At 47.5% G+C, this 9,692-nt stretch carries 8 protein-coding genes; 7 read left to right on the top strand and 1 reads right to left on the bottom strand.

From position 1 onward, the window contains the following. Nucleotides 1–150: 150 nt before the first annotated feature. Nucleotides 151–2,025 carry an NAD(P)H-quinone oxidoreductase subunit F gene (locus tag QT992_RS32150; protein WP_333321591.1) on the bottom strand — a complete coding sequence of 625 codons (1,875 nt, stop codon included), beginning with the start codon at nucleotides 2,023–2,025 and terminating at the stop codon, nucleotides 151–153. A 622-nt stretch (nucleotides 2,026–2,647) separates the two neighbouring features. Between QT992_RS32150 and QT992_RS32145 the strand changes: the two genes are divergently transcribed. From QT992_RS32145 to QT992_RS32115, 7 genes are all read left to right on the top strand, one after another. Then, nucleotides 2,648–2,959 carry a carbon dioxide-concentrating mechanism protein CcmK gene (locus tag QT992_RS32145; protein ID WP_006635059.1) on the top strand — a complete coding sequence of 104 codons (312 nt, stop codon included), beginning with the start codon at nucleotides 2,648–2,650 and terminating at the stop codon, nucleotides 2,957–2,959. Between the two features lie 96 nt (nucleotides 2,960–3,055). Further along, nucleotides 3,056–3,397, top strand: a complete 342-nt coding sequence (locus tag QT992_RS32140; protein WP_006635058.1) for a carbon dioxide-concentrating mechanism protein CcmK — start codon at nucleotides 3,056–3,058, stop codon at nucleotides 3,395–3,397. A 292-nt stretch (nucleotides 3,398–3,689) separates the two neighbouring features. Next, nucleotides 3,690–3,995 carry a EutN/CcmL family microcompartment protein gene (locus QT992_RS32135; RefSeq protein WP_333215294.1) on the top strand — a complete coding sequence of 102 codons (306 nt, stop codon included), beginning with the start codon at nucleotides 3,690–3,692 and terminating at the stop codon, nucleotides 3,993–3,995. A 117-nt stretch (nucleotides 3,996–4,112) separates the two neighbouring features. Continuing rightward, nucleotides 4,113–5,765, top strand: a complete 1,653-nt coding sequence (locus tag QT992_RS32130) for a ribulose bisphosphate carboxylase small subunit (RefSeq protein WP_333321589.1) — start codon at nucleotides 4,113–4,115, stop codon at nucleotides 5,763–5,765. A gap of 289 nt (nucleotides 5,766–6,054) precedes the next feature. Next, nucleotides 6,055–6,735 (top strand): carbon dioxide concentrating mechanism protein, encoded by a 681-nt coding sequence (locus QT992_RS32125; RefSeq protein ID WP_333342836.1) that lies wholly within the window; start codon nucleotides 6,055–6,057, stop codon nucleotides 6,733–6,735. A gap of 589 nt (nucleotides 6,736–7,324) precedes the next feature. Continuing rightward, nucleotides 7,325–8,098 (top strand): BMC domain-containing protein, encoded by a 774-nt coding sequence (locus tag QT992_RS32120; RefSeq protein WP_333101844.1) that lies wholly within the window; start codon nucleotides 7,325–7,327, stop codon nucleotides 8,096–8,098. A 450-nt stretch (nucleotides 8,099–8,548) separates the two neighbouring features. Beyond that, on the top strand, nucleotides 8,549–9,589 hold the full coding sequence (locus QT992_RS32115; protein WP_333321585.1) for a tetratricopeptide repeat protein: 1,041 nt from the start codon (nucleotides 8,549–8,551) through the stop codon (nucleotides 9,587–9,589). Nucleotides 9,590–9,692 lie beyond the last annotated feature (103 nt).

Below are 9,692 nucleotides of genomic sequence, written 5' to 3'. Positions count from 1 at the left end.
AGCGGGGACGCTCGCACTACAATAAAAAAAATGCTTTTTACAAAAGTGAGATGCTCCCCGTTCATCTGCGTTCATCTGCGGTTTAAAATTAAATAACCTCAGACAAAAAGCAGACAAACCCCGCCCAATTCATCTGCCAAACTCTGCGGTTTAAAACTGCCAAATAATCAACGCCAGCAACACAGCAACCCCCGCCACAATAGTCAACACATAAAACTGCGACTGACCGGTGCCGCTGTACTTCAACCCTTCGCCGCTGAAAATTGTGGCAAAACCGAACAAATTCACCGCCCCATCCACCACATACCTATCAGTCCAAGCGCTGATTTTAGAAATAGAAGCCACAGCCCAAACCACAGTCAGGCGGTAAACTCGATCGATATAAAAATCGTAAGCAAACAAATCCTGCAACGCCGGTACCGGCAGCCGTACCGGTCGAGGTAAAACCCCGTACCAATAAATCGCTACCCCAACCGCCACGCCAATCAACCCAGATAACATTAACAGCGGAAGATGCAGAGTCTTCAACAGCAAATTTAAAGTATCAAAATCCCCGGTTTCCGCCCAAGGGCCAATCCAACTAATTAACAGTTGCCACCGCTGCAACATCCAAGGCACCAACAGCCCAATCACTGTCAAAATTACCATCGGCAAAGCCATCTGCCAACCAACTTCAGGAGCTCTGCGAGTTTTCGGCTGCGGTTTTCCAGCGAACACTAAACCGAATATGCGAGTTAAATTTAGCGCTGTCAAACCGTTAACTAAAAGCAGCACTATTACCAGCCACAAAGGCAAAGTCCAAAAACCGTTGAGCCAGCGCCGCATCGCCCAAAAGTTGCCCAGAGGTAACAGCGCTACCATCCCCGCAGCGCCTACTAAATAAGCCGTAGTGGTGGCAGGCATCTTCGACCACAACCCACCCATTTCTGTTAAATCTTGAGTGTTAGTTGTGGTAATAATTGACCCTACGCTCATGAATAATAGGCCTTTGGCGATCGAGTGCGCGAACAGCAACAGCAAAGCAATGTCAACTTGATTTAGCCCCACGGCGATAAACACCAAACCCAAAGATGCGCTGGTAGAATGCGATAGTGCTCTTTTGATGTCGATTTGGGCGATCGCCACCAAGGAAGCGCCAACAGCCGTCACCGCACCCAAAACCACCAGCACCGCATCGGCGATCGGCGAAAGCGCTAAAACAGGCTGAAGTTTAATCAAAACATAAGCCCCAGCGCCCACAACTACCGTATTCCGCATAATCGAAGCCGGGTTGGGCCCTTCCATCGCCTCGTCGAGCCACAAATGGAAGGGAAATTGAGCGCACTTGGCCGTAGGTGCGGAGATTAAAGCCAAACCTAAAAGAGTCGCCACTACAGGAGACAAAGTTGCACTTTCAGCCCATATTTCCAAATCGGAAAAATTCAAACTTCCCGCTAAAGTTGAAAGCGTCACTACTCCCATCAGCAGCGGCACGTCTCCTACACGCTTGGTTAAAAACGCATCTCTAGCGGCTGTTACTACCAGCGGTTGAGCGTACCAAAACCCGACTAGCAAGTAAGTTGAAAGCGTCAGCATTTCCAACAAAGCGTAAGTTAGAAGCAGCGAGTCGCTAATGGCAATGCCGCTAATTGCCGCTTCAAAAAAACCCATCAGCCCAAAAAATCGAGCTAGCGCCCAGTCTTTTTCCATGTAGCCTAGAGCGTAAATTTGTGCTAGCAAACTCAGAACACTAACTAACTCCATTGCTCCGACGCTGACGGTGGAGATTTCTATTGCAAAAGACAAATCTAAATCGGCTGCTTGCACCCAGTGCACGAGCAACTGTTGGGGCGGTTGATCCCAAGTCGCTGTAAAAATAACTGATCCGTGTATGAAAGCTAACACCGTCATCAGCAAATTGAAGTATGCTGCAGGTCTCGGGCCTGTTCTGCGAACGGTGCCGGTAGACCACGGCAAAGTTAAAATTGCGCCTATTAAGCCATATAAAGGTACCCACCAACAGGCTTGGAGGAGAAATTGAGTCATTTAATTTATGCCTTAAACTTCAAATTACTGGCTGCCTTTATACAAAAACAGTCGCGGGCGATCGCGCGATACCCTAAAACTTTCACTAAACCCGATCGTATAGTTGTGGCAAAATAATTTGCACTCCAGATTAACTATACATTAAAGCATCAAAACTGAGAATTCTCTCAAGATAAAATTACCTCCTGAGCAGGCGAGGCACTCAAAGAAACAAATGCCTGCCGATGGGCAAAGACTGCCTTTTTTGCCGATTTCCCTGCGATCCCATTTGGAAATCCCCAACTTTCCCGGCAGTGACTCAGCTCCGGCTTCACATACCGAACTCTACTTTATGAGTATTATTACTTACTTTAATCCCCCACGCCGTCGGCATCTACCCCTCTCTTTATTAAGATTATTAAATAAATATTAAATTAGTTTAAGTAACATAAAAAATTTTAATTTTTGTTATTAAACATTATGATGTTAGTTTATATTGTCAAGGTGGACAGCTTCCCCTATTCTTATAGGATAGGAAGCTTTACACTGCCTTACTAATAAATGTGGGCCTCCCCGTCCAAATTTTTAGATTTCTCAAAGATTTGTAACGGTAATTTCGCTCATCCTCAAAGGAGATTCAAAAATGTCAATTGCCGTGGGAATGATTGAGACAAAAGGTTTTCCCGCTGTTGTGGAAGCTGCCGATGCTATGGTCAAAGCTGCCCGCGTTACCCTCGTGGGCTATGAAAAAATTGGCAGCGCCCGCGTCACCGTAATTGTGCGCGGCAACGTGTCGGAAGTCCAAGCCTCAGTCGCCGCAGGAGTGGAATCCGTCAAGCGGGTGAACGGCGGAGAAGTCGTCTCTACCCACATCATCGCTCGCCCCCACGAAAACCTAGAATACGTTCTGCCGATTCGATATACAGAAGCAGTAGAACAGTTCCGAGGCTACTAAGTTCTTAGCGCACAAAAAATTCGTTAAAGGAAAATTTGTGCGATCGTCAAAAATTAACTGTTTAGTTCCCCAAATATTCAATCAGGAGTAAAACCAATGGCAATTGCAGTTGGCATGATCGAAACCCTAGGCTTCCCCGCAGTGGTAGAAGCCGCTGACGCGATGGTCAAAGCAGCCCGCGTCACCTTGGTAGGCTACGAAAAAATCGGTAGCGCTCGGGTTACGGTCATTGTAAGAGGAGATGTCTCGGAAGTGCAAGCTTCTGTCGCCGCCGGAGTAGAGTCAGTGAAGCGCGTTAACGGCGGACAAGTGATGTCCACCCACATTATCGCCCGCCCTCACGAAAACTTGGAGTACGTGTTGCCGATTCGCTACACAGAAGCTGTAGAACAGTTCCGTGAAGGCGTGAGCGGCATTCGCCCCCTCAACAGATCGTAAGATAGGCTCACGGCTGTTAGGGGCGTTTGGTAATTAAAAATTAAAAATCGCGAGGTTTTTGATTTAGCATTTTTAATTTTTAATTGAGGTGGGTATGGGATATTGGTTATTAGTCATGAGTCATGAGTCATGAGTCATGAGTCATGAGTGATTAGTCATTAGTCATTAGTCATTAGTGACTCGACGCATCACTCTAAAATGCGGACAGCGGACTGAGTAAAGCTAATTAAAAAAAAGACAAGTGACCAGGTAAAAATGACAATTACCAATTACCTATTACCTATTACCTAAAATGCAAATGGCCAAAGTTCTCGGCACAGTTGTCAGTACCCAAAAAGAGCCGACACTGAGAGGATCGAAATTTCTACTGCTGCAATTCATCGATGAGGAAGGTTCCCCAGTTGCCGGATATGAGGTAGCCGCTGACTGTGTGGGCGCTGGTATCGATGAATGGGTCTTAGTAACCCGAGGCAGCGCAGCCCGGATCGCGCCCGGAAGTGAAAACCGTCCGATCGATGCTCTAGTAGTAGGCATTATAGATACTGTCAATGTAGAAAACCGCCTCATTTACAGTAAAAAAGACGACCCGTACGGCTAGTTGCAACCGTTAGCAGTTAGCAGTTAGTGGAAAAATAACTAACAACTAACAACTAACAACTAACAACTAACAACTAACAACTAACAAAATTTTTTTCAGCTTAGGAGAACTTAATTTATGGCAGTCCGCAACGTTGCGGCTCCCCCGACGCCTTGGTCGAAAAACTTGGCTGAGCCCAAAATTCACGATACCGCCTTCGTACATTCCTTTTCTAACATTATTGGGGATGTGCATATCGGTTCTAATGTGATGATTGCCCCCGGGACATCTATCCGCGCCGATGAAGGCACTCCTTTTTATATCGGACAAGGAAGCAACATTCAAGACGGAGTAGTGATTCACGGCCTAGAACAAGGCCGAGTCACAGGAGACGACGACAAATCCTATTCTGTGTGGGTGGGGAAAAATACTTCCCTCACTCACATGAGTTTAATTCACGGCCCTGCCTACGTGGGCGAGAACTGCTTTATCGGCTTTCGCTCTACGGTGTTCAATGCCAGAGTGGGCAACGGCTGCATTGTCATGATGCACGTACTAATTAAAGATGTGGAGATTCCCCCCGGTAAGTACGTACCTTCGGGAGCCATCATCACTAATCAGAAGCAAGCCGATCGCTTGCCTGACGTTCAAGATTCTGACATTCAATTTGCGACCCATGTCATCGGCATCAATGACGCTCTGAGAACGGGTTATCGCTGCGCTGAGAACATCGCCTGTCTAGCACCAATTCGCAACGAGCAAACTAAAAACCCAAATATGACTCAAACCAAATATTCTACCCATGCCGGCACCCAATTGAGTTCAACTCTTGCCGATAGCATCCGCAATTTACTAGCTCAAGGATACAGCGTGGGAGCCGAACACGCCGACGCACGCCGCTTCCGTACCGGTTCTTGGCGTACTTGCGGCCCGATTTCCTCAACCCGTGACTCAGAAGTGATCGCGGCTTTGTCAGCTTGCATGGCCGAGCACCAAGGAGAATACGTCCGCTTGATTGGGATTGACACCAAAGCCAAGCGCCGCGTACTCGAAGAAATCGTCCAAAGACCGGGAGACAATGGCTCTAACGGTTCTAACGGTGCGAAAACTCACCAATCTAACGGTAAAGTTGCACAAGCTTCCCACCACAATAGCGGTTCCGTGTCAAGCGGCAAATTGAGTGCCGAAACAGTGGCTCAGGTTCGCAGCTTGCTAGCTCAAGGCTACAAAGTGGGTACCGAACACGCCGACGCGCGCCGCTTCCGCACCAGTTCTTGGCAAAGCGGGGCTTCGCTGCAAGTCAGAAACGAATCTGAGGCGATCGCCGCTTTGGAAGCTGTGATGAACGAGTACCCGGGCGAGTACGTGCGCTTGATCGGGATTGACCCGAAAGCTAAGCGACGCATAGTTGAAGAAATTATTCAGCGTCCCGACGGCCCAGTTGCTCAATCGGCTAAGCCGGCAGCAACATCTAACTCGGCAGCAACATCGGGATACAAAGCAGCTTCGACTGGTTCGGCCAGCAGCGGAAGTTTGACCGGCAAGACGATCGACCAAATCCGCAACCTGCTTTCCCAAGGCTACAAAATTGGCACGGAACACGCCGACGCGCGCCGTTTCCGCACCGGTTCTTGGAGCAGTTGCGCCCCGATCGCATCCAACCGCGAAGCCGAAGTGATTTCTGCCCTCGAAAGCTGTCTCAAAGAACACAGCGGCGAGTACGTCCGCTTGCTGGGCATCGACTCCAAGGCGAAGCGCCGGGTACTCGAAGAAATTATCCAACGACCTTAATTTGCTAGGTAATTAGCTTGTTTCTCCCGTTAAGCCCTCGCGTTGGGGCCAACGGGAGAAACCCCAGCGGATTTAAGTTGGATTTGAGATAGTTAAAAAGCTGGATTGACAAATGTTGGTCAGAATCTAGAATCTTCGGAAAGTTTCTATAAAACGTTAAAGCATCAAGCTTCTCAGTATTAGTAAATTATCGTTTCTTAGATTGACATGGTTAAATTTATCAGTCGAGAAAACCCATAATTTAAAGTCGTTTTATCGAAAAAAATAGCTCCTTTCATGGTGAAGTCGAATGTATTTATCGCCACTGCAATTAAGTAGCAACTCTCAGATTTTGATGAGTGGCGATGTAGTTGTGAATGAGGGTGCGGCGATCGCCCCTGGAGCAATCCTGCAAGCAGAGCCCGGAAGCCGGATCTCGATCGCCGCCGGTGCCTGTATCGGTATGGGAGTTATCCTTCACGCCCGTGAAGGTACTCTGGAAATCGCGGCGGGCGTTATTCTGGGTGCAGGGGTGCTGGTGGTAGGTGCGGGAACGATCGGGGAAAATGCCTGTATTGGCGCCGCAACGACCCTAATCAATCCTTGTATCGACAAAATGCAAATTATGCCCGCAGGTTCTCTAATGGGAGATACCAGCCGCCAAGTCGCCGCAGAACCAACAGCAGCAGCGCCAACAGCAGCGCCAACAGCAGCGCCAACACCACCAGAACCCCCCGAAGCCACTACGCCACCAGTCGATCGACCGATCGAGCCGCCACAACCCGCCCAAACACCGCCTCAAACTGCGCCGGAGACGGCCCCAGACCCGCCGGAATCCACCGTCGCAGAGCCACCCCAACCAGGGGAAACCCCAACTATTCTGTACGGCCAAGCTCACATCAATCGGCTGTTGGGGACGCTGTTTCCGCACCGGCAAGCTTTTAATCGATCGGAGGAAAACGGCCAAACTCTATCGGGCGGTACCGGGTAGCCTTGATACTCCCGATCCCTAAAGGGACGGGGATTCTTGAAGAGTTCGTATTTGAACTTTCAAAGGCTTGCATCAAACCGCCTCTACCCACTCAGCTTAGACAAATCCCAACTTTGCGTATACTTTTAGCTTTTGTGCTTTCGGAGTCCACCACTAATGCCAGATAGGTACGCTCAACAACCTGCCTTTTGTTTGCCCTTTAACTATTCCGAATCAAGTCGGATTAGTCCGTTGCCGGGATTTCACCGCACGCTTGTTGTTTCAACACGCAGATGGTTATTCTTACTTGCTGCTTCTTTTATACCACATATTCAATTTCAATGCGGTTAAAACCGCTACCGACTTATCCCCGTGGCTGAAGCCAGGGGCTTGCGTCTCATTTTTCGGTCATTTCGGCAAAAGACAGCTATGCTAAAGGCAGAAAGATCAAATATCAATAGGTAATCTCATATTATTGGTAGCTCAGCAATTTGTCAGGCCTTGCAGCAGCAATCAGTGTCTTGTAGCTCGTGCAGTCTGTCTTCTCATCTGAGAAACTATAAACTATCAACAAATTTTTATTTTGGGAAGTTTCTAAGGGTAATAGAAGATGGACGGACAAACAGATCGTAACAGTCACGAAGAGCGATCGCAGCGCCAGGAATACTTCAAAGACACTGCTTTGGGTTTGGTATCCACCAAGAGTTTTCCGGCAATTGTGGGGACTGCTGACATGATGCTCAAGTCGGCAGGAGTGATTTTAGTAGGATACGAAAAAATTGGTTCCGGTCACTGTACCGCGATCGTCCGGGGCAGAATTTCGGATGTGCGTTTGGCTGTGGAAGCGGGAGCTCAAACTGCCGAACAGTTCGGGCAGTTTGTTTCTAAGTTGGTGATTGCTAGACCTTTGGCTAATTTGGAAGTGGTTTTGCCGATCGGCTTTCGGCTGACTGAACTTTCGGAAAAAGGCAGTTATTCTCGGCTTAGCAATCAGGCGATCGGTTTGCTTGAAACGCGGGGATTTCCGGCAATGGTGGGCGCTTGCGACGCTATGCTCAAATCCGCAGACGTACACTTGGCAGCTTACGAGAAAATTGGCGCCGGTTTGTGCACGGCAATTATTCGCGGTGCAGTTGCAGATGTAGCAGTAGCCGTAGAGGCCGGGATGTACGAAGCTGAGAGAATTGGCGAGTTGAACGCGGTGATGGTAATTCCGAGGCCTTTGGAAGATTTGGAACAAACTTTACCGCTGGCGAGTTGCTGGATCGAGCAGCGTAAACCTGTGATGATGCCCGTCTCGGTTAAGGAAAAGGAACAAGAATTGATCGAACTTCCAGATTTGGAGAAATTGAGAGTTTATGTGGAAGAGGAAATCAATCGGTAATTGGTAATTAGGCAACAAAAGTTTGTAGAGACGTACTGCCGCAAATACTGAGACGAAGTTTGTCAAAAAAATATAGAGTTTACTCGGTAGGACTGCTGGCAACAATTTATACTGAGTAGCGGTCTCAAACTTAATTGGGCGATCGAGCCGATCGCCGCCGCATCAAGAGACACAGAGCACCAAGTAAAACTCGACTTTTGAGATTAAGTCGATCGGGTAAACAATCGAACTGACTAATAAGTAAATCCAGCCGAGGTGCAGAGCCTTTCAACAGGATTTAACTACTGTTAAAATAAACCCAAAATCCTGTTTAGGGTAGATTTCCGGGAATCATTCAAGAGTTACTCTGACCCCAGGTGGATGCTCTTTCAACAGATTAACGGCCCTCTAACTAAAAACTGACTGCACAGGAATCAACCCCCAGAAGCAAGCAATCCTGAAAGTTGACCTATGAACCTCAAACAATTTTACAAGCGCGGTTTGCACAGCGCCAAGAAAGGAAACTATGAAGCGGCACTTGAGGACTTCGATCAGATACTGCAAGTCAATCCCGCCGATGCCAAAGCCTATAACAATCGCGGCTTGGTTTACTATTACATGAAAGACTACCAAAAAGCGATCGCAGACCTCAGCCAAGCCTTAGATATCAATCCTAATTTCTTCGAGGCTTACTTGAACCGAGGCAATGCTTGGCGTCATCTCGGAGAACACGAAAAAGCCATTGACGATCTGAACTGTGCTTTAGCAAATAAGCCTAACAGCCACGCTATCTACAACAACCGGGGACTTGTACTTGCTAATTTAGGAAACTACGAAGAAGCAATAGAAGACTACAATCGAGCTCTATCTATCAATTCCAACAATTATAAAACCTATTACAACCGGGGGCGCGCTTACTACCTTTTGGGAGAAAAAGAGGCAGCAACGGAAAACTTTAACGAAACGCTGCGGTTGAATCCTAAATATATCAAAGCATACATAAATCGAGGTCTCTGTTACCACCAACTAGGAGACAATACGCAGGCGATGGCCGATTACAACATTGCACTCGGCATCGATCCACAAAATATTTATGCCTATTATAACAGAGGTTGCGTTCGCTATAAATTAAAACAAATGCAGCTTGCAATTGAAGACTTTGACCAAGCAGTAAAACTCGATCCGAACTATGTTAAAGCTTATCTCAACCGGGGTTTAGCGCTGTATAAACTTGGAGATGTTGCGGCAGCAAATAAGGATTTTTACCACGTAATGTGCATTAATGCTGAAGCTTATGTATACTACCAAGCCCAGCGGTGCACGCCGGATATTAATTCGTACTTCAAAGAAGCGCCGCAGGTGGAACTTAATAATGCTGTAGAATACTACAACACAACATTAAATACGATGTCAACTTCCTTAAGTTCCGCAGCATTAAATGCGGTTTGGAATCAAGAAGATTTGGAGAACAGAGACTCGATTATCTGTGAAGGTGAATTTCTCAATGATTAATTTAGTCAGTAGTCATTAGTCCTTAGTCACTGTCGTTTAGACTAAATAAAGATGAGAACGGTGGCAAAAGAAGAACTAGAGCCACCGCGCCGGGAGAGAATAA

Source organism: Microcoleus sp. T3_D1, from assembly GCF_036700405.1.
Taxonomy (GTDB): Bacteria; Cyanobacteriota; Cyanobacteriia; order Cyanobacteriales; family Microcoleaceae; genus Microcoleus.
This window is presented reverse-complemented; position numbering and strand designations above follow the sequence as displayed.

Excerpts from the sequence above, each read along its gene's own strand:
- QT992_RS32150 (WP_333321591.1), bottom strand. The coding sequence starts at position 2,025 with ATGACTCAATTTCTCCTCCAAGCCTGTTGGTGGGTACCTTTATATGGC.
- QT992_RS32130 (WP_333321589.1), top strand. The coding sequence starts at position 4,113 with ATGGCAGTCCGCAACGTTGCGGCTCCCCCGACGCCTTGGTCGAAAAAC.
- QT992_RS32145 (WP_006635059.1), top strand. The coding sequence starts at position 2,648 with ATGTCAATTGCCGTGGGAATGATTGAGACAAAAGGTTTTCCCGCTGTT.
- QT992_RS32115 (WP_333321585.1), top strand. The coding sequence starts at position 8,549 with ATGAACCTCAAACAATTTTACAAGCGCGGTTTGCACAGCGCCAAGAAA.
- QT992_RS32135 (WP_333215294.1), top strand. The coding sequence starts at position 3,690 with ATGCAAATGGCCAAAGTTCTCGGCACAGTTGTCAGTACCCAAAAAGAG.
- QT992_RS32140 (WP_006635058.1), top strand. The coding sequence starts at position 3,056 with ATGGCAATTGCAGTTGGCATGATCGAAACCCTAGGCTTCCCCGCAGTG.
- QT992_RS32125 (WP_333342836.1), top strand. The coding sequence starts at position 6,055 with ATGTATTTATCGCCACTGCAATTAAGTAGCAACTCTCAGATTTTGATG.
- QT992_RS32120 (WP_333101844.1), top strand. The coding sequence starts at position 7,325 with ATGGACGGACAAACAGATCGTAACAGTCACGAAGAGCGATCGCAGCGC.